The 19,084-nt window shown below is 60.6% G+C and carries 16 protein-coding genes and 3 pseudogenes; 15 read left to right on the plus strand and 4 right to left on the minus strand.

From position 1 onward, the window contains the following. A partial coding sequence (locus ACS5Q1_RS33515; protein WP_473102269.1) for a transposase occupies positions 1-195 on the plus strand: 195 nt, incomplete at its 5' end. Positions 196-275: 80 nt separating this feature from the next. On the opposite strand, the gene ACS5Q1_RS33520 is transcribed toward ACS5Q1_RS33515, so the two are convergent. Then, positions 276-662 (minus strand): IS66 family transposase, encoded by a 387-nt coding sequence (locus ACS5Q1_RS33520; RefSeq protein ID WP_473102270.1) that lies wholly within the window; start codon positions 660-662, stop codon positions 276-278. Between the two features lie 342 nt (positions 663-1,004). On the opposite strand from ACS5Q1_RS33520, the gene ACS5Q1_RS33525 reads away from it, so the two are divergent. The 3 genes from ACS5Q1_RS33525 to ACS5Q1_RS33535 all read left to right on the plus strand — a co-directional run bounded on the left by ACS5Q1_RS33525 (position 1,005) and on the right by ACS5Q1_RS33535 (position 4,809). Further along, positions 1,005-2,204: a M24 family metallopeptidase gene (locus tag ACS5Q1_RS33525; protein WP_473102271.1), complete on the plus strand. Its 1,200-nt coding sequence runs from the start codon at positions 1,005-1,007 to the stop codon at positions 2,202-2,204. A gap of 293 nt (positions 2,205-2,497) precedes the next feature. After that, positions 2,498-3,940, plus strand: a complete 1,443-nt coding sequence (locus ACS5Q1_RS33530) for a M20/M25/M40 family metallo-hydrolase (RefSeq protein ID WP_473102272.1) — start codon at positions 2,498-2,500, stop codon at positions 3,938-3,940. A 323-nt stretch (positions 3,941-4,263) separates the two neighbouring features. Further along, positions 4,264-4,809: an aspartate/glutamate racemase family protein gene (locus tag ACS5Q1_RS33535; protein WP_473102273.1), complete on the plus strand. Its 546-nt coding sequence runs from the start codon at positions 4,264-4,266 to the stop codon at positions 4,807-4,809. Positions 4,810-5,056: 247 nt separating this feature from the next. Here ACS5Q1_RS33535 and ACS5Q1_RS33540 read toward each other — a convergent pair. Further along, positions 5,057-5,543 (minus strand): annotated as a pseudogene (locus tag ACS5Q1_RS33540) (transposase); the annotation flags it as partial. A 114-nt stretch (positions 5,544-5,657) separates the two neighbouring features. Between ACS5Q1_RS33540 and ACS5Q1_RS33545 the strand changes: the two are divergent. From ACS5Q1_RS33545 to ACS5Q1_RS33565, 5 genes and pseudogenes are all read left to right on the plus strand, one after another. Beyond that, the gene (locus tag ACS5Q1_RS33545) at positions 5,658-6,563 is read left to right on the plus strand and encodes a LysR substrate-binding domain-containing protein (protein WP_473102274.1); all 906 of its coding nucleotides are present in this window, start codon (positions 5,658-5,660) and stop codon (positions 6,561-6,563) included. 115 nt (positions 6,564-6,678) lie between these two features. Then, positions 6,679-7,872, plus strand: a complete 1,194-nt coding sequence (locus ACS5Q1_RS33550) for a CaiB/BaiF CoA transferase family protein (protein WP_473102275.1) — start codon at positions 6,679-6,681, stop codon at positions 7,870-7,872. Continuing rightward, positions 7,869-8,795 (plus strand): hydroxymethylglutaryl-CoA lyase, encoded by a 927-nt coding sequence (locus ACS5Q1_RS33555; protein WP_473102276.1) that lies wholly within the window; start codon positions 7,869-7,871, stop codon positions 8,793-8,795. The genes ACS5Q1_RS33550 and ACS5Q1_RS33555 overlap by 4 nt, the downstream gene beginning before the upstream one ends. Before the next feature lie 201 nt (positions 8,796-8,996). Next, on the plus strand, positions 8,997-11,393 hold the full coding sequence (locus tag ACS5Q1_RS33560; RefSeq protein ID WP_473102277.1) for a transketolase: 2,397 nt from the start codon (positions 8,997-8,999) through the stop codon (positions 11,391-11,393). A 91-nt stretch (positions 11,394-11,484) separates the two neighbouring features. After that, positions 11,485-12,177 (plus strand): annotated as a pseudogene (locus tag ACS5Q1_RS33565) (acyl-CoA carboxylase subunit beta); the annotation flags it as partial. Between the two features lie 165 nt (positions 12,178-12,342). On the opposite strand, the gene ACS5Q1_RS33570 reads toward ACS5Q1_RS33565, so the two are convergent. Next, positions 12,343-12,552, minus strand: coding sequence for a hypothetical protein (locus tag ACS5Q1_RS33570; RefSeq protein ID WP_473102278.1), 210 nt, complete (start codon positions 12,550-12,552; stop codon positions 12,343-12,345). A gap of 171 nt (positions 12,553-12,723) precedes the next feature. Between ACS5Q1_RS33570 and ACS5Q1_RS33575 the strand changes: the two are divergent. Together ACS5Q1_RS33575 and ACS5Q1_RS33580 are read left to right on the plus strand one after the other, a co-directional pair. After that, positions 12,724-13,556, plus strand: a pseudogene (locus ACS5Q1_RS33575) (IS5 family transposase). 180 nt (positions 13,557-13,736) lie between these two features. Further along, the gene (locus ACS5Q1_RS33580; RefSeq protein ID WP_473102279.1) at positions 13,737-15,143 is read left to right on the plus strand and encodes an aminotransferase; all 1,407 of its coding nucleotides are present in this window, start codon (positions 13,737-13,739) and stop codon (positions 15,141-15,143) included. 783 nt (positions 15,144-15,926) lie between these two features. On the opposite strand, the gene ACS5Q1_RS33585 is transcribed toward ACS5Q1_RS33580, so the two are convergent. Continuing rightward, positions 15,927-16,979 (minus strand): IS110 family RNA-guided transposase, encoded by a 1,053-nt coding sequence (locus ACS5Q1_RS33585; protein WP_473102280.1) that lies wholly within the window; start codon positions 16,977-16,979, stop codon positions 15,927-15,929. Positions 16,980-17,045: 66 nt separating this feature from the next. Between ACS5Q1_RS33585 and ACS5Q1_RS33590 the strand changes: the two genes are divergently transcribed. The 4 genes from ACS5Q1_RS33590 to ACS5Q1_RS33605 are packed head-to-tail and all read left to right on the plus strand — an operon-like array spanning position 17,046 to position 19,053. Continuing rightward, positions 17,046-17,432: an IS630 transposase-related protein gene (locus tag ACS5Q1_RS33590; RefSeq protein WP_473102289.1), complete on the plus strand. Its 387-nt coding sequence runs from the start codon at positions 17,046-17,048 to the stop codon at positions 17,430-17,432. After that, on the plus strand, positions 17,395-17,634 hold the full coding sequence (locus ACS5Q1_RS33595; RefSeq protein ID WP_473102281.1) for a hypothetical protein: 240 nt from the start codon (positions 17,395-17,397) through the stop codon (positions 17,632-17,634). The genes ACS5Q1_RS33590 and ACS5Q1_RS33595 overlap by 38 nt, the downstream gene beginning before the upstream one ends. 11 nt (positions 17,635-17,645) lie before the next feature. Beyond that, entirely contained in the window at positions 17,646-17,975 is a 330-nt protein-coding gene (locus tag ACS5Q1_RS33600; protein WP_473102282.1) for a transposase, read from the plus strand. Positions 17,976-18,009: 34 nt separating this feature from the next. After that, the gene (locus ACS5Q1_RS33605) at positions 18,010-19,053 is read left to right on the plus strand and encodes an IS110 family RNA-guided transposase (RefSeq protein WP_473102283.1); all 1,044 of its coding nucleotides are present in this window, start codon (positions 18,010-18,012) and stop codon (positions 19,051-19,053) included. The last annotated feature ends 31 nt before the right edge of the window (positions 19,054-19,084 follow it).

The following is a 19,084-nucleotide window of genomic DNA, read 5'->3' on the forward strand; positions in this document are numbered from 1 at the left end:
GCGGAGCCGCTAACGCGCCCGAGTGGCTTTCAGGTGCTCGCGCGAAGGTGGGTGATCGAGCGGACGATCGCCTGGTTGACCACCAACCGGCGGCTGGCCAAGGACTACGAACGCCTGATCGAGACCGGCGAGATGCTGCTTTATCTTGCCATGAGCCGCATCCTGCTGCGTCGCCTCACGCGAAAGGAAAGATAATTGCTCACCAGCCTCTAAGCCGGGAGCAAAATGGGTGAGGCAACATTCGAGTCACAGGGTTAAGTGAGGCAATACGAATCTCACCTTGTTTGTCGCGCGGCACGAAGAAGCGCGGGAACGATATCGAGGGCCTCTCTGACGTCCTCACCGATACGATGAAGGGGGAGGCCGCAACAGGAGCACACCGTGCTGTCCGGCTCGATCACTACTTCGCAGCGCGGCAGATGCTTCGGCAGGGCGCCCATGTTGCGCGTCGCCGACCGGCGCTTGTGCCGCGGCCGATCCCCATCTTCCACCGCATCGTCTTTGGCAGCCGTCGGCACCTCGGAGAGGTCGCCGAGATCAAGCGCAATCTGCGTCGGATCGAGCACGGCCAACTTCTCCGAGTTCGCCCCGAAGATCATCTGTCGAAGAAGACCGGCATAGACCCGCAGCTCCGCATTCTCGGCTTCAAGATCGAGAACCATCTGCTTGAGCTCAGCAGGATCTGAAGATCTTGATGAAAATCAAAATGCAAGCTTATCACATCGTGCGAACTCCCATCGACGCTTAAGTCTATTGCTTTCGCTCACCCAGCGGTGACTTGGCAGGACACCAAGCTGCGTATGCGGCCAAATCGCCGCATGAATGCTGCGCCAAAAACCCCAATATTGAGGATAATCGGCGATAGGAGTTCGGTAGCATTGCTAAGAGCGCGGGCGACCGGAGGGCGTAGGTTGAAAGCGCCTTAACCACGTTCGGCGTTTGACAACCGCGCTCGAGAATCCGGACTCGCCTGACGACTGGCCAACCTCAACGGAGCGAAGACAATGACAATCAGTAAAGGGCTACAAGCTTTCCCCAGAGCGGAATATTTGCGAAGACTTGCGGCAGTGAAAGCTGAGATGAAAAGGCGGGATATCGAGACGCTTCTCTTAACCAATATAGCCAATATTAACTATCTCACAGGCAATACAACTCGACTTTACTCTGCGCATGCACTCGTGGTTTCAGTAAGCAACGAGGAGCCGACACTGCTCGTGCGCCTGATGGACGTGCCAGGTGCTATCCACACAACCTTTTTGACGCCAGATAACATAATTAGCTATTCAGACGCTCTTGTCACGCAGCCTGGCAAGGATGCATTTGACGCGATGATCGATTTGCTACTCGACCGTGGCCTTTACAAGCACGGATTGGGGCTTGAAATGGGTTACATTACGTCGAGTAGCTTGCCAACACAATACTTGTCGGCATCGACTATAGAGAAGTTCAAGACGCGGCTGCCTAGTGTGAGAATCGTAGATTGCACCAAAGTTGTTGATTGGATTCGGATCGTCAAGTCCGATCTCGAGATCACAGTCATGAGAGAAGCTGCTGCCATTGCTGACGCAGCAATTATGCGTGCAGCAGAAGTAATCCGTCCAGGTGTGCGCGAGGCTGATGCCGTAGCGGAGATCGTTGCCGTGCAGGTACGAGGTGCCAAAGGCACTCAGCCCGCGACGGGAATGCTGCCCCCGTTGGTGTGTTCGTCGCCACGCACAGGTACAGCTCACGTCATGTGGAGCGACGATGTCTTTCGCGATGGATCACAGATTAACATCGAACTTAGCGGCATTCGGCACAATTATGTTGCGGCTATCATGCGCACCTTTGTAATTGGCCCGCCTACTGACCGTCTGCGTCGCGTTCATGAGGCAGAGGTGGCGGGTTTGGAAGCTGCATTGGAAACAGTCCGGCCTGGCCGCACATGCAGTGACGTCGCCAATGCCTTCTACCGCACGGCTGAAAAGATGGGCGTCACCAAGGTTTCTCGCTGTGGGTACGCACTTGGTATTGACTGGGTTGAGAAGACCGCGAGCCTCGCCGATGGTGACATGACAGAACTTAAGCCCAACATGACCTTTCATCTGATGCTTGGAAATTGGATCGACGAGGATTTCGGATATGTCATCAGCGAGACGTTTCGTGTTACTGACACTGGCGTTGAGGTATTGACACGTGCGCCGCGCAAGCTTTTCGAGCTTTAGATGCCGTAATGGACTTGCCGCTCACGCACGTAGCAGAACGGAGTGGCTGTCCCTCAGAGTGATGTGTGTTGAAACAAGGTCTGAGCGGATCGGCCCCAAGCATCATGAGGGCCAGCCATAGACTATTGTGCCAGGATTGAAGTGTCTTTGGAACTCAGCAGCGTCTGCATCCTCGATGGCACGGAACAGAACATCCGTGAGGCGAAGGTCTGCTGCGAGCCTGAGGTGATCGCGGCATTATTGCCTACACGCAATGGCCAACTCCATTCTTCAAGAAATCAGGAAAATCGCGCATGAATACGAACACAAATCAGGCCGCTCTTAGCGCGGAATTGTCCAGCGTGTATAAGCATATCAATGCGAACGAAGACCAGTTCGTCAGCCGTTTGCTTGATTACCTGAAACACCCGAGCATCAGCGCGCACAACGTCGGCATCCGTGAAGTCGCTGAAATTCTTGTGAGCATGCTGAGCCGCTTGGGGTTTGAAACACAGGCAATCCCCACGTCCGGTCATCCGATGGTGTTTGGGCGTTGGGAGCGCGCACCTGGAGCGCCGACGATCTTGCTCTATGGCCATTACGACGTCCAGCCTCCAGATCCGGTGGAGGCCTGGATCAGCCCGCCATTCGAGCCGACGATCCGAGACGAGCGCATTTATGCGCGCGGTGCCGCAGACAACAAGGCCCAACACTTCGCTCAAATTCTGGCGGTGGAGTCGTACTTGGCAGTACACGGCCGGCTACCGTGCAATGTCCTGTTTCTGCTTGAAGGGGAAGAAGAAACTGGCAGCCCGCATATTGAGGAATTCGTTCACGCCCACCGTGACCTGCTCAAGGCAGACCTAGTCGTGACTGCCGACGGCGCCATGGATCCCTCGGGCCGCCCGACTATAGTCCATGGTGTTCGCGGAATAGCAGCGTTCGAATTGCGGGTCCGAACCGCCAATAGCGATGTACATTCCGGCGGCTTCGGCGGTGTTGCGCCAAACCCCATCTGGAAGCTCGTGCACTTATTGGCAACGATGAAAAATGCTGCCGGGGAGATTACAATCGACGGTTTTCACGATGACATCGTGCCACCGAGCGACCTTGAGGTCGCCATAGCAAGACGGCTGCCTATGACTGCCGATGATGTTAAGAAAACTCTTGGTCTCGCAGCGTTGGATACTCCAGCCGATCGGCCATTAGCTGACAGAATTATGTTTCATCCAACATTGACTATTAACGGACTGCATGGGGGCTATGGCGGCCAAGGATCAAAGACGATCGTGCCGAACGAAGCTTTTGTCAAGTGCGATGTACGTCTCGTGGAACGGCAAACTCCTGATGATATCCTTGCGAAGATAGAGGCTCACGTCAAACGGCACGCCCCGGATGTCGAGTTCGTCCGCATTGAAGCCATGTCGCCATCAAAGACGCCGTTCGATTCGCCGTTCTCGGATCTTCTGCAGCGTGCAGTACGCACTGGACAGGGGCGCGAGCCACTCGTGTATCCCGTAATCGGCGGTAGCCTTCCGGAATACGTCTTCACAAAAATTCTCGGCACACACTCCTTTGTGGTGCCTTATGCGAACTCTGACCAAGCCAATCACGCCCCGAACGAGAACATCAAGATTGAATGCTTCCTCAAGGGGGTTCACACTGGTGCTGCTCTTTTAGACGAATTGGGCAGATACTCAGATTCTCAGGGGCCCACTACCGTGGGTGCTGAACTGACGGGCCAAGCCCAAACCTGACCGGTCACTTTTCGTTATCAGACTTAAATCAGATCCTGCCGGCTGCCGACCGTAGGAGCAGCAGTTTTGCGGAGATTGGAAGCGAGATTAACCGGAGGCTTCCATTTCGCAGAACATGAGCAACTAGCCCTTGTCGTACCCAGAGCCACATTTCATACCAGTTCAAGAGCCAATCCATGCCATTACCCAATAAACCTTCTCTCGGAGTCCTAGCCCTCGACAAGGGGTTGCCGATAGGGTCTACTCCCCCCAATCCGCGGTTTACCGCTCTTCTCGACTTTCCTGTCATTGCCGAGACCATCGAAGGCGGATGGGCAGAAAATGTGATCCGCGGCGATCCGGCGCTTGAGCCGGCATTCATCGTTGCCGCCCGCCGACTGGTAGACCGAGGCGCAGTCGCGATCAGCTCGAACTGTGGGTTTTCCATTCGGCACCAAGCTGCTGTGGCCGCCGCCGTCAACGTGCCGGTTGCCCTCTCGAGTCTGCTCCTGCTGCCCATGTTGCTCCGTCAAGTGCCGCGGGCGGCCAAGGTCGCTATCATCACCGCGGACTCAACGAATTTTTCAGAAGACGTGCTGGGTGTCGACGATCCGGCAGATCGGGCGAGAATCGTGATAGGCGGCATCGAAGGGGGCGAGTTGCTCCGCAACGAAATGATGCGCCCGCCACTATTTACCCCTGTTGCCTCGATCCAGGCGGATGTTGAAGTGTGCGTCGCGCGATTGAGGGTCGCGCACCCGGACATCGGGGCGCTCCTATTCGAATGCGCTGGATTCCCTTTGGTGTCGCGCGAACTTCGGCTCAGCACGCAGCTTCCAATCTACGACGTGGCGGACCTTTGCCGAATGACGTTCGCATCCGTGTTGTGATTCAGTGGCTCAGTGTGGGCGAAGCAATTTTGCGGCACCCGTAACGACTAGAAGGAACTGGTCATTTTGCGGTCGCACCAGATCTGCACAGGCCCGCGACGCGCGACACATGCGTTCGTGGATCGCATGAAAGGGTTGTCGCGGTAATGCAATCCGCAGCGCGGGATTCCAGCGACACGAGTATGGAAGCTGAGGATTCTATTGCTCGATTTCAGTAGCATCTTCTTATACCAGCTGGTGCCAATCATCATGCACGGGCCCAGTCGCGCAGGCCGCTGGACATGTTGGCCACAGCTGGTGAACGAACTTGTTCCAGGCATCACAGCAGTGGTCGAGAATATCCGTGTAGAACGTGAAGCTCCGGTTGGAGATTCAGTCCTCCCTCAGGTACTGCCAAAAGTTCTCGACCGGATTGAGCTCAGGCGCTCTCGTTGGTGGTGGTAGTAGGGTGATGTTTGATGGCACAGTCAGTCGGGGTGAGACATGCCACCGGCTTGTTTGAGCAGCGGCACTGCATGAGCTCCTGGAGCCACAGCTTGCGAGATCTCGGCCAGATACAGGATCATGGCCTCAGTCGTGCAGCGCGGCAGCACCAGGCCGGCTCTTTTACTATGAGCCGGACAGATCGCCCCGAACATGTAAGCGGAAGCCATTCTCCGATCCCGCGGCGCAGACGAGTACGCGCCGCGTTTTGCCCACCAGCGAGCGATCTTGTTCTTCTGGCCCATCCGCGCTCAGCGCCATCGGCCGCCTTGTTGGTCAGTTCTACATCCACAATGGCGACGATTCAGGCTTCGTCTGCGAGCCCAGCTTACTTATTCAACATCTTGCTAGAGGAGGGTGCGTGGATGCTCTCACCTGCTATTCTTCGGAGACTCGACCTAACAACGCTCCGTCTGTTCGTTATGATCTGCGAGGATGGCACCTTGACCAAGGCCGCACGGCACGCTGCCATCGCGCCATCGGCGGTTAGCAAGCGCTTGGCTGAGCTGGAACAGACGCTTGGCGTTACGCTTCTGAATCGGGAGACGCGTGGGATGTCCGTGACACCGGTCGGCGAGATTCTGCTGCACCACGCCCGGCGCATGCTGCACAATGCCGAGCAGATCGCCCTTGAGCTCGCCGAGCATGCCAAGGGCGTGCGCGGCATCGTGCGTATGCTCGCCAATCTGTCTGCCATCGTTCAATTCCTGCCAGAGGACCTGCAGATGTTCCTGGCGCGGCACAGCGCAATCAAAATTGACCTTGAAGAGTGCCGGAGCAGCGACGTGGTGAGAGGGGTTGAGGAGGGCTTGGCTGACCTCGGCATCTGTTCAGGCGCCACTCCGACGCGCGGTCTCCGCAGCACTCTCTATCGGCGCGACCAGCTCATTCTAGTCATGCGCCCCGATCATCCCTTGGCCGGACACACTGAACTCGCCTTCCGCGATACGCTGGAGTACGACTTTGTCGGCCTCCACGCCGAAAGCTCAATCTACGCGAGCGTCCAGAGTGAGGCACAATCCGCTGGGCGTCCCCTCCGGCTGCGGGTCCATGTCCCTGGCTTTGACTCGGTCTGTCGGATGGCGCAGGCGGATATGGGCTTGGGCGTGGTGCCGCGCAAGGTCTTCACACTCTTGGGCGTTTCCATGGATTTGGCCCCTGTGCCCCTGACCGACTCCTGGGCGCAGCGTGAGCTCCGCATTGTGACCCGCGACACATCCCTCCCGCCGGCGACTAGTCTCTTGTTCACTCATCTCACAGGATCCGGCTGATCGGGCACGCGACGTTCTACATTCGCGAACGGTCATGATCGAAAGACGTTTGGACTTGTTCCAGTGCCTTCCGATAAATGACGGCTAACAATAAGTGCAAGTGAAGGATACGCTCATGACTGGACCCTTAGAGGGTATCCGCGTGCTCGAGCTCGGCCAGCTGATCGCAGCACCGTTCGCTGCGCGCCTGATGGCGGAATTCGGTGCCGAGGTAATCAAGGTTGAGGCTCCCGGAGACGGTGACCCACTGCGCAAATGGCGCAAACTGCACCAGGGAACCTCGCTCTGGTGGTACCTGCAATCACGCAACAAGAAGTCGATTGCAGTCAACCTGAAGTCCCCAGAGGGCGTCGCCGTCGTGCAAGCGCTGGCGCAAAGTGCTGATGTGGTGATCGAGAACTTCCGACCCGGGGGGCTGGAGAAGCTGGGCCTCGGCTGGGAGCAGCTCTCGGCCATCAACCCGAAGCTCGTCATGGTCCGCATCTCCGGCTACGGCCAGACTGGACCCTACCGCGACCGGCCGGGGTTTGGTGCCATCGGCGAGGCCATGGGCGGTATCCGCTACACGACGGGTGATCCTGGCAGCCAGCCCGCACGCGTTGGCATCAGCATCGGCGACACACTCGCGTCGCTGCACGGCGTTATCGGTGCTCTCATGGCGCTGCTTCGGGTCAAGATGGGGCAGGGCCGGGGACAGGTTGTCGACGTCTCGCTCGTCGAGAGCGTCTTCAACGTCATGGAAAGCCTCGTGCCGGAGTACGACCTTCTAGGCGAGGTTCGTACGCGCACAGGCGGGGCGTTGCCTGGTATCACACCATCGAACACGTATTCCACCCGCGACGGGGGCTACATCGTCATCGCTGGCAATAGCGACCCGATCTTCCGCCGGTTGATGATCGCAATCGGGCGGCCCGATCTCGCTGCCGACCCCAGCCTGCGTACCAACGACGGCCGCACGGCGCAGGCCGCAATGCTCGATGAGGCCCTCACGAACTGGTCGCGGACGCAGACCGTGGCGGAGGCGCTCGCGGCCCTGGAAGCGGCGGACGTACCGGCCGGCCGCATTTACTCCGTTGCAGATATCGTGGCTGACCCGCACTACGCGGCCCGGGGAATGATCCTGACCACTGAGCTGCCGGACGGGACGCCGGTGAAGATGCCCGGCATCGTGCCAAAGTTCTCGGACACGCCCGGCGAGGTGCGCTGGTCCGGACCGGCGCTTGGGGCCCACACTGACGCGGTTCTCACCGAGCTTGGATATGACGCCACGGCGATCGCCGGCCTGCGCAAAGCGGGAGCGGTGGCATGAGCGTGCGCAACACACTGATCGTTCAGGAGGTCGCGCCTCGCGACGGCTTCCAGATCGAACCAGGATTCATCGAGACCTGCGACAAGGTTGCCTTCATCAACGCGCTGTCCCACGCCGGTTTCACCCGCATCGAGGTGACCTCCTTCGTCTCCCCCAAAGCAGTGCCGGCCCTGCGCGACGCCGCTGAGGTGTTGGCGGGCATTGCCCGTCGTCCGGGCACGATCTATGCCGCGCTCGTGCCGAACCTGAAGGGAGCTGAGCGCGCGCTCAATGCGGGCGCCGACGAACTGAACCTCGTGATGTCGGCAAGCGAGACGCACAACCGCGCCAACATGTCCCTGTCCTGCGCGGCCTCACTCGATAGTTTCGCCCACATCGTTGGAACCGCACGGGGGACGCCAGTGCGTCTCAACGCCACGATCGCAACCGCTTTCGGTTGTCCCTTCGAGGGCGCGCAGGCGCCGGAACGAATACTGGACCTCATCCAGCGCTATTTGGCTCTTGGGATCTGCGGGGTCACGCTAGCCGACACAACCGGCATGGCCAACCCGCGCCAGGTCCGTGACCTCGTCGCGTGCGCGCTGACGCTGGTCCCTGCCGAGCACTTGACTCTGCATTTCCACAACACTCGCGGTCTCGGCCTCGCCAATGTGCTGGCAGCTCGCGAGGCTGGAGCGCTGCGCTTTGATGCCTCACTGGGCGGCCTCGGCGGCTGCCCCTTCGCGCCGGGTGCGACCGGGAACGTCTGCACCGAGGACCTCGCCAGCATGTGCCACGAAATGGGGATCGAGACGGGTCTCGACCTCGACGCGCTGATTGGCCTCGCCCGGAGCCTCCCGGCCCTCGTTGGGCATGACGTTCCGGGCCAGGTCGCCAAGGCCGGACGGCCAGGCGATCTCTACACGCCGCCTCGGGCTGACTGACTATCCTCCAAACCAGCAGAACCGCTCGTGCAAGGGCGGCGGCTACTTCAACCTTTTAGGGAGATGAACATGTCCGTTTCAGTTGCGGCCGCCTTCAGCGCGGCCGATGGAGTCATGAAAATCTTTTGCTCCGCAGCATAAGTTTGGCCCCACCTGCCAAACACTCTGACATATGGTAACAAGAACAAGCAGGAGGATCACATGGCGGACGCGCGGCACCTGAGCATCTTGAAGGAACTCGAGCGCAAGGTGCTCTGGCTCTCCACCTGGACGATCCATAACGCCAATCACCTGCGTTCCAACGAGGACGGGATGAAGATCGGTGGGCACCAGGCCTCCTCGGCTTCGCTCTCCACGATCCTGACCGCGCTCTACTTCTCGGTGCTGCGACCGGAGGACCGGGTGGCGGTGAAGCCCCATGCGAGCCCGATCTATCACGCCATTCAGTACCTCTTCGGCCGCCAGACCCGCGAGAAGCTGGAAAACTTCCGCGGCTACAAGGGCGCGCAATCCTATCCGTCCCGTACCAAGGACATCGACGACGTGGATTTCTCCACCGGCTCGGTGGGCTTAGGCGTCGCGCAGACGCTCTTTGCCAGCCTCGTGCAGGATTACGTGAAGGCCCATGGCTGGGCCAAGGATCTGCCCGAAGGCCGCATGATCTCGCTCGTGGGCGATGCGGAGATGGACGAGGGCAACATCTTCGAGGCGCTGCTCGAGGGCTGGAAGCACGGCATCCGCAACACGTGGTGGATCATCGACTACAACCGCCAGAGCCTCGATGCGGTGATCCGCGAGGGTTTGTGGGAGCGCTTCGAGGCGCTGTTCCGCAATTTCGGCTGGGATGTGGTGATCCTCAAGCACGGCGCGCTGATGCAGGAGGCGTTCAAGGAGCCCGGCGGCGAACGTCTGCGCGACTGGATCGATTCCTGCCCCAACCAGCTCTATTCGGCGCTGACGTTCCAGGGCGGGGCCGCTTGGCGCAAGCGCCTCCTCGACGATCTCGGCGACCAGGGGCCGGTGACGCGCCTCATCGAGAAGCGATCGGATGAGGAATTGGCGCAGCTCATGTCCAATCTCGGCGGGCATGATCTGCCAAGCCTGCTCGACGCCTTCGAGAAGGCGCGCCAGCACGACAGGCCGGTCTGCTTCCTCGCCTATACCATCAAGGGCTTTGGCCTGCCGCTCGCCGGCCACAAGGACAACCATTCCGGCATGCTGACGCCCTCCCAGATGGAGGCCTGGCAGAAGACGCAAGGCGTGCGTCCGGGCCATGAGTGGGACAAGTTCGAAGGTGTGACGCTGCCGCAGGCGGAGATCGAGCGTTTCCTCAACGAGGTCCCGTTCATCCAGAAGGGCACAAGGCGCTACACCGCACCGCAGGTGCCGGTGCCGGAGACACTTACCTTCCCGGCCAATCCGGCCATGTCGACCCAGCAGGGCTTCGGCTTCATCCTCAACGAACTGGCGCGCTCCGATCATGCGCTCGCCTCGCGCGTCGTCACGACGGCGCCGGATGTGACCGTCTCGACCAATCTCGGCGCCTGGGTGAACCGGCGTGGGCTCTTCGCCCGCGAGAGCCTGGTCGACACGTTCAAGAAGGAGCGGATTCCCTCGACCTACAATTGGGAATTCTCGCCGAAAGGCCAGCATATCGAGCTCGGCATCGCCGAGATGAACCTCTTCATCGTTCTCTCGGCGCTCGGGCTTTCGCATTCGCTCTTCGGCGAGCGGATCCTGCCCATCGGCACGCTCTACGATCCTTTCATCTATCGCGGCGCCGATGCCCTGAACTATGCCTGCTACCAGGACGCCCGCTTCATGATCGTCGCGACGCCCTCGGGCGTGACGCTGGCGCCCGAGGGCGGCGCGCATCAATCCATCGGCACGCCGCTCGTCGGGATGGCGCAGGATGGGCTTGCCTCCTTCGAGCCGGCCTTCGTGGACGAGCTTGCCGTGATCATGCGCTGGGCCTTCGACTACATGCAGCGCGACGGCGAGGGCAAGGCGGACGAGAAGACCTGGCTGCGCGACGAGACCGGCGGCTCGGTCTACCTGCGCCTGTCCACGCGCAGCCTCGAGCAGCCGCAGCGCGAGATGACGCCTGACCTCGCCTCCGAGATCATGGCCGGCGCCTATTGGCTGCGGAAGCCCGGACCCAATGCCCAGGTGGTCGTGGCCTATACCGGCGCGGTCGCGCCGGAGGCGATCGAGGCGGTGGGCCTCATGGCCGAGGACCGGCGCGATATCGGCCTGCTCGCGATCACCTCGGCGGATCGGCTCAATGCGGGCTGGACCGCAGCGCAGCGCGCCCGCGAGTGCGGCCTCGTCCATGCGCGGTGCCATGTGGAGCGGCTGCTTGCCGATGTGCCGCCCCATTGCGGGCTGATCACCGTCATCGACGGCCATCCGGCGACGCTCGCCTGGATGGGTTCCGTCATGGGTCATCGCACGCGCTCGCTCGGCGTCGAGCATTTCGGCCAGACGGGCACGATCAAGGATCTCTACCGCCATTTCGGCATCGACGCCCAGGGCATCATCGCCGCCGCCGCGATGATCGCGCCCGGCCGGCCGATCCGACACCTCAAGGTTGTTTAGGTACATGCATCTCGGCGGCTGCATTCACGGAAAATTGCTCTGCTAGGCAGAACCCGAAAAGGGGACATTGACCGTGCTGAATGTGCTCGAAATGTCGGAGGAGCGGCGTGCACAGGCGCGTCTCGCCGGCGGTGCGAAGCGCATCGAGGCGCAGCACGGCCGCGGCAAGCTGACCGCCCGCGAGCGCATCGAGCTCCTGCTCGACAAGGGCTCGTTCGAAGAGTTCGACATGTTCGTCGAGCACCGCTCCACCGATTTCGGCATGGAGAAGGTCAAGATCCCCGGCGACGGCGTCGTCACCGGCTGGGGCACCGTCAATGGCCGCACGGTCTTCGTCTTCGCCAAGGATTTCACCGTCTTCGGCGGCTCGCTCTCCGAGGCGCATGCCCAGAAGATCATCAAGATCCAGGACATGGCGCTCAAGATGCGTGCGCCCATCGTCGGCCTGTTCGATGCCGGCGGCGCCCGCATTCAGGAGGGCGTGGCGGCGCTCGGCGGCTATGGCGAGGTGTTCAAGCGCAACGTGATCGCCTCCGGCGTCATTCCGCAGATCTCGGTCATCATGGGGCCGTGCGCGGGCGGCGATGTCTATTCGCCGGCCATGACCGACTTCATCTTCATGGTGCGCGACCGCTCCTACATGTTCGTTACCGGTCCCGAGGTGGTGAAGACCGTCACCAACGAGACCGTGACCTCGGAAGAGCTCGGCGGCGCCAAGGTGCACACCACCAAGTCGTCGGTGGCCGATGGCGCCTATGACAACGATGTCGAGGCACTGCTGCAGTGTCTTCTAGATAGTGGGGATGATAGCGAGCCCCGAACTCGCACTCAATTAGGGCCGCGACGCGCGTGAGGGTCGAGCGCTCGGTGGCAAAGTCCACCGCCATCGCACCCCAGTGCAGGAGCCGACCCAGCCGGGCCGGGCTTTCTCGTCGAGCCGCGGTAGTCGTCAGGTGATGGACTGGGTCTCGAGGCCACGGCGGCCCCGCTGGGTGCGGGTTGCGGCCCGGCGCGATATACTAGCGCGACTACCCTCCAACTGCCGGGCGATGTCTGCCTGGGGGAGTTGTCCCTGCCGCAATAGCCTCGCTGCCGCCAAGCGGCACTCCTCCATCTGCTCTGGCATCAGATGCGCCGGACGCCAAATGTTGTCATCCATCGCGCACCTCCTCACGATGATCGACACCGCCCTATGTTACACCGCTTTCGTGAAGATCATTTAGAGGCTGGTGAGCAATTTTATTGCGCGGCTCAAGCGCTTGATTCAGAATAGGTTTGTGCTGGATCGGTGAGGCGGATGCGGGCTGTTTGACGGTTGAGGAACCTCGCTATGGATACCTGTCTCTATGCCAGCGATCTCAATGATGACGAATGGGCGCTGCTCGCGCCGCTGACCCCCCGCAGCCATCCGGCCGGGCGGCGACAGTTTCATCCCTTACGCCGCATCGTGGATGCAGTCTTTTATTTGCTGCGCACCGGCGCCCAGTGGCGACTGCTGCCGCACGAGTATCCACCGCGTTGCACCGTTTTCTATCACTACGCTCAATGGCGCGAGGACGGCACCTGGAAGCACGTGACCCAGGCCCTGCGCGAGAGCTATCGCAGTCAGATCGGCCGGGCGCGCCAACCCACCGCCGCGATCATCGACAGCCAGTCGGTCAAGACCTCTGAGATGGGCGGACCACGCGGCTATGACGGTGGCAAGAAGATCAAGGGCCGCAAGCGCCATCTGCTCGTCGACACGCAAGGCAATCTGCTGAAGAACAAGGTGCAGCCCGCCGACATCCATGATCGCGCCGGAGCCGAGACTTTGTTGTCGGGCCTGCAGCATCTGTTTCCGGCTATTGAGCTGATGTGGGCGGACACGGCTTATCGCGGGCTGAAGGACTGGCTCCAGAAGGCATTGGGCTGGAGATATCCATCCCGCAGCATTGGTGGACAGGCGGCGTCTGGACACGGATCGGCGCGGAGCCGCCAACGCGTCCGAGCGGCTTTCAAGTGCTCGCACGAAGATGGATTGTTGAGCGAACGATCGGCTGGCTCACCACCAATCGGCGGCCTGCCAAGGACTATGAGCGCTTCGTCGAAACCGGCGAGATGCTGCTCTATCTCGCGATGAGCCGCATCCTGCTGCGACGCTTCACCCGCAAAGGCGAAAGATAATTGCTCACCAGTCTCTTACACTCGAACGCGTGATTCCTGCGATTCGGGATGCCTATTCCGTGGATTCCGCCGCGGCAAAGGCGCATTACGGTGAAACTGTGGATGCCTTCCTCGCTATCCTACCTTCAGAAAGGTGGCGGACGGATTGTTCCTCGCCACGTGATAGCAAGGAGCAGGCGAATGCAGATGATTAATCTAGGAACTGAGCAACTTCAGGAGAAAGACAGAAACTTCGTTTTCCATCCGTCTACGCATTTGGCCAAGCACACTCGCGGAGAGACGCCAAATCGAGTAATGGCCGGAGCAGAAGGAGTTTACATCTGGGACACCGAAGGTCGAAAAAGCCTGGATGGATTCGGCGGGCTTTACTGCGTCAATATGGGTTATGGGTGCACGGAGATTGCGGAGGCCATCACCCAACAAGCGCATACTCTGCCTTTCGCGCATGTCTATGCCAGCCAAGGAACGGAGCCGGTAGCCCTACTGGCAGAGGCTGTGGTTGAGTATTTCGGAGAAAACATGCGGAAGGTCTATTTCGGCCTTTCCGGCTCTGACGCAAACGAAACCAACATCAAGCTGGTTTGGTACTACAACAACATTCTTGGCCGCCCTGAGAAAAAAAAGATCATCTCGCGCCATCGCGGATATCATGGATCCGGGCTAGTTACCGGCAGCCTGACCGGCCTGCCATTCTTTCACAACTTCTTCGACCTTCCTCTGGACTTGGTACGTCATACAACGACACCACACTACTATCGCCAGTCGCATGTGGGCGAGATCGAGGAAGCTTTCTCCCAACGCTGCGCTGCCGAACTTGAGGCCCTTATCCTCGCCGAAGGTCCGGAGACTGTGGCGGCATTCATTGGAGAGCCGGTACTAGGCACCGGGGGTATTGTTCCGCCTCCAAAAGGATATTGGGCCGCGATCCAAGCCGTACTCGACAAGTACGACGTTCTACTTATTGCTGACGAAGTCGTCTGTGGATTTGGCCGAATTGGCGAGAAATTTGGCTCTCATCTGTATGGCATGCGTCCAGATTTCGTGACCATTGCTAAGGGGTTGAGTTCCGCCTACCTGCCGATATCTGGCTCAATCATCGGCGAGCGCGTCTGGTCGGTCTTGGAACAAGGGACCGAAAAACATGGCCCTCTTGGCCATGGCTGGACCTATTCTGGCCATACGCTCTGTGCGGCGGCCGCGCTTGCGAACATTAAGTTGCTCAAGGACAGGAACATTCTCGAGCATGTCCGGGATGTTGGACCGTACTGGCATTCCCGCATGAAGGCCGAGTTGGAGGGGCATCCCATCGTCGGCGAGGTTCGCGGCGTTGGCATTCTGTCCGCAGTGGAACTGATGCGGAATCCGAAGGAACGGATCCCATTTGAATCCGAACTGCAGGTTGGCGTTCGCGCCGCCGCTGCTCTGCTCGAGGCCGGTGTCATCGCGCGGGCTATGCCACATGGGGATATTCTCGGCTACGCTCCGCCACTGATCATCTCCCGTGCAGAAGTGGACATTATCGTTGATGCAACCGCTCAGTCAGTCGCCAAGATTTACCAATCGTTAAAATCCGAAGGCGTGCTCTGATCCTCGCTGATGCGCTCTGCCCAGAGGCTGACTTGCGGTGGTGAAGTGGATTCCGCCGCCCATCTTCAGACGATAACGCAGCGGGACGTATTATCGACGGTTCCGATCGTTTTTGGGCCGTTTAGAAAGGTGTTCATCGCCACCACCGTACTGCCCTCGGGAACGAAATTCCGTTCCCGAGGGCAGCTCAGCGACTAGAGCCTTGGCTGTGTCCTCGGCGAACCGAACGTCAATTTGATAAGCCAGCATCTAGGCGACGGCGACCAGGCCCACGACTGTGCCCCAGGGAATTGAGGTATCGACCATATAGTGCAAATTGTGCCCGACGAAGGCCTCGTGCCGCTCATCTGTGCATGCCGGCGAGCCTAAGTTCGAATAAGAACTCACAAACATGGCAACCTTCGAGGTAAGGTTGACCCCGCTGGATCTAGAGCATCGGACTGAAAGGCAGGTTCAAGAGGTTTCGGCCTGGGCGGAAATGTGATTCTCTTCTGAGAACAGGAGGTGGATCATGACCCAGATGTATGGACCGGCCGTGCGTCGCAAGAGATTTTCGACATAGAGAGGTTGGTCTTGCGCTAATGTATCCGGCCCTTCCGGAGCCGAGCTCCTGGCCATCATGGATATCCGCGCGCATCCGGTCTCATAAGCTTCTCGGCCCTGACTGGCCAACTGGGTCACCAGAGCCCAGATGCGACGGCGCGACCGTTCTCCATCTCGTCTTTCTCTCGCAGACCTCGGCGAGCTCCAAGCGACTGACGCAGGGTTCGGACTGGGGCGCCCTTAACCTGTCACCGCCGCTGTTCGTGGTTCATAGGTGCGGTTCTGACTCAACACGCTCCAGGCAATCCGCGCCAGCTTGTTGGCGAGAGCCGCCGCGAGCACGTTGTGGTGCAGCCGTCCTACGGCGGCGTTCAGCCATTCTCCAAAACTATGCTGGCGCCACTTGGTCGGCCAGCGCAGCAGCACGCGAGCGGCTTGGACCAGGAGGGAGCGGAGATAGGTGTTGCCGCGCCTGGACAGCCGACCCAGGATCGTGCGGTCACCCGTTGAGGTCTGCTTCGGCACCAGCCCAAGCCAAGCCCCGAAGTCGCGCCCGCGCTGGAAGGCGGCTCCGTTCCCAATGGCGGCGACCATGGCACTGGCAATGATCGGTCCGATCCCGGGCACGCTCTTCAGCCGTTGGCAGGCCTCATCGGCGGCCACGAGAGCTTCGATCTCGCACGTAACCGTATCAATGCGTTCGTCCAGATGATGCCAATCCTGCAACAGCCCCTCGATCAAACACACCATACGCGGCGCGAGGACATCGCTTCGTTTGGCCAGGATGTCTGGCAGAGCCTGCCGCAGGAATTGCAGCCCCTGTCGCACTGCAATTCCCCGTTCCAGCAGAAAGGTCCGGATCTGGTTGATCACTGCCGTGCGCTGCCCGACCAATTGCGCACGAACGCGATGGAGAGCTTGCAGATCGAGCTGCTCGACCGTCTTAGTCGGCACGAAGCGCATGGTCGGCCGCTGGACGGCTTCGGCAATGGCTTCAGCGTCGCGGAAATCGTTTTTGTGGCTCTTGCGGAACGGCTTCACGAACTGCGCTGGGATGAGCTTCACGTCATGGCCGAGCGCCAGCAACTGACGGCTGAGATGGTGGGCGCCGACACAGGCTTCCATGCCGATCAGACAGACCGGCATATTGGCAAGGCGTGCCTCGATCTGTCCGCGGGAGAGCTTCTGGCGCAGGACGATGGCGCCGCGAGCATCCAGGCCAATCAGGTGGAAGCTGTTCTTGCCGATGTCGATGCCAAGAGTGGCAACCTGATGAAGCGGAGCTTTAGGCATGGCTCAAATCCTCGTGCTGGGCGCCCCTGATGAAGGGTGCGCCGGTAAGCACGGCCGGTCCATCCCATTAGCTACTCTTTAGATCTGCGCGTGCGGGTTGCGGCCTTCGTGGAAGCCGGCCATTCCTGCCGGTCGGTGGCCCGCCGCTTCGGGGTCAGTGACAGCTGCGCCATCAAGCTGATGCAGCGCCAGCGGCAGTTCGGCTCGCCGGCTCCAGCGCGGCAGGGACGCCCGCCGGGACGCGGCAAGCTGGTGTCCTATGAGACCTTCCTGATTCAGACCGTCGAGGCCAAGCCCGCCATCACCATGCCCGAACTGGCGGCTCGGCTGCTGGACAAGCACGGGATCGTCGCGGCCCCGGCGATGCTCTCGCGCTTCCTGTGCCGGCGTGGCTTCTCATATAAAAAAATGCCTGATGGCCGCGGAATGCGCACGCGCCGATGTGCGGGATGAACGCCGCGTCTGGCACGCTCAGCGCCAGCCGCGCATGCGCCAACAGCCGCACCGTCTGGTGTTTCTCGATGAGACCTACGTCAACACCAAGATGACGCGCCTGCGCGGGCGCTCGCGCCGGGGTCAGCGCCTGCGCATGAAAGCTCCCTTTGGACACTGGACAACCCAGACCTTCCTGGCCGGCTGCGGTGCAACGAGCTGAGCGCCCCGTGGGTGATCGATGGCCCGATCACCCGCCTGGCGTTTGAGGTTTACATCGAGACACAACTCGCGCCGACCCTGCGCAAAGGCGATGTGGTGATCCTCGACAACCTCACGGTCCACAAGAACGAGAAGGCCGCCCATTGCCTGAAGCAAAAGGGTGCCTGGTTTCTGTTCCTGCCGGCTTATAGTCCCGATTTGAACCCGATCGAGCAGGCCTTTGCCAAGATCAAAGCGCACCTGCGCAAAGCTGAAGCCCGAACCTTTGAGGCGCTCTGGCGCGCCCTCGGTGACATCTGTTGGGGTGGACGGCCCCCTTACGGCATCGCTGTGCCAGAATGAGGTCGTTGCTGATCTCAAACACAGGAGACCGTCCATGGACCAGATTATTCGCATCGGGATGGATACGTCAAAACACGTCTTCCAATTGCACGGGGTGAACGCCGCCGAGGAGCCGGTCCTGCGCAAGAAGCTGCGGCGCCAGGACCTGGCGGCCTTCTTTACGAAGCTTCCACCGACGGTGATCGGGATCGAAGCCTGCGGCGGGTCGCACCACTGGGCGCGCTTGCTGCAGGCGCTGGGCCATCAGGTGAGGATGCTCCCACCTCAGTTCGTCAAGCCATACGTTAAACGCGGCAAGAACGATGCCGCCGACGCCGAGGCGCTGTGTGAGGCGATGAGCCGACCAACCATGCGCTTTGTACCGGTCAAGTCCCCTGTGCAGCAAGCGGCCCTGATGCTGGTGGGCTTACGCGATCGCCTGATCCGCCAGCGCACCCAGCTCGCCAATGCCATTCGCGGCTATGCGGCCGAGTTTGGGCTGATTGCCGCTACAGGGATCTGCCGGATCGAGCCGTTGTTGGAACGGATCAAAGCGGATGACACGCTGCCGCCGTTGGCCCGCGAGCTCTTTCTCATCCATGCCAAGGAATACGCCCAGCTGCAGGCCCGGCTGGAGGAGGTCGAAGACAAGCTGATGGCCTGGCACCGCAACAATGACTGCAGCCGCCGTCTCGCCAGGATCCCCGGCGTGGGGCCGATCGGCGCGTCGATGCTGGTGATGAAGACACCCACTCCAGAGAGCTTCCGATCCGCTCGCCACTTTGCCGCCTGGCTCGGCCTGACCCCGAAGGATCATTCGACCGCCGGCAAGGTCCGTCTTGGGGTGATCACCCGCGCCGGCGACGAAGCCTTGCGCAGCGTGCTGGTGGTCGGCGCCAGGGCTGTCATCCGGCAGTTACGGCGCAGCCAATGTGCGGCCGCCTCACCCTGGCTGGTGGCGTTGCTCAAGCGCAAGCCGCCAAAGCTGGCCGCGGTGGCGCTGGCCAACAAGATCGCCCGGATCGCCTGGAAACTCATGGTGTCGGGCGAGCGCTATGCAGCGCAAGGCATTGCTGTTGGTACGGGCCGGGCCGCTTAGATCTTCGGCCTGACACGATGAGCCAGATGAG

Source organism: Microvirga sp. GN3 (assembly GCF_055792825.1).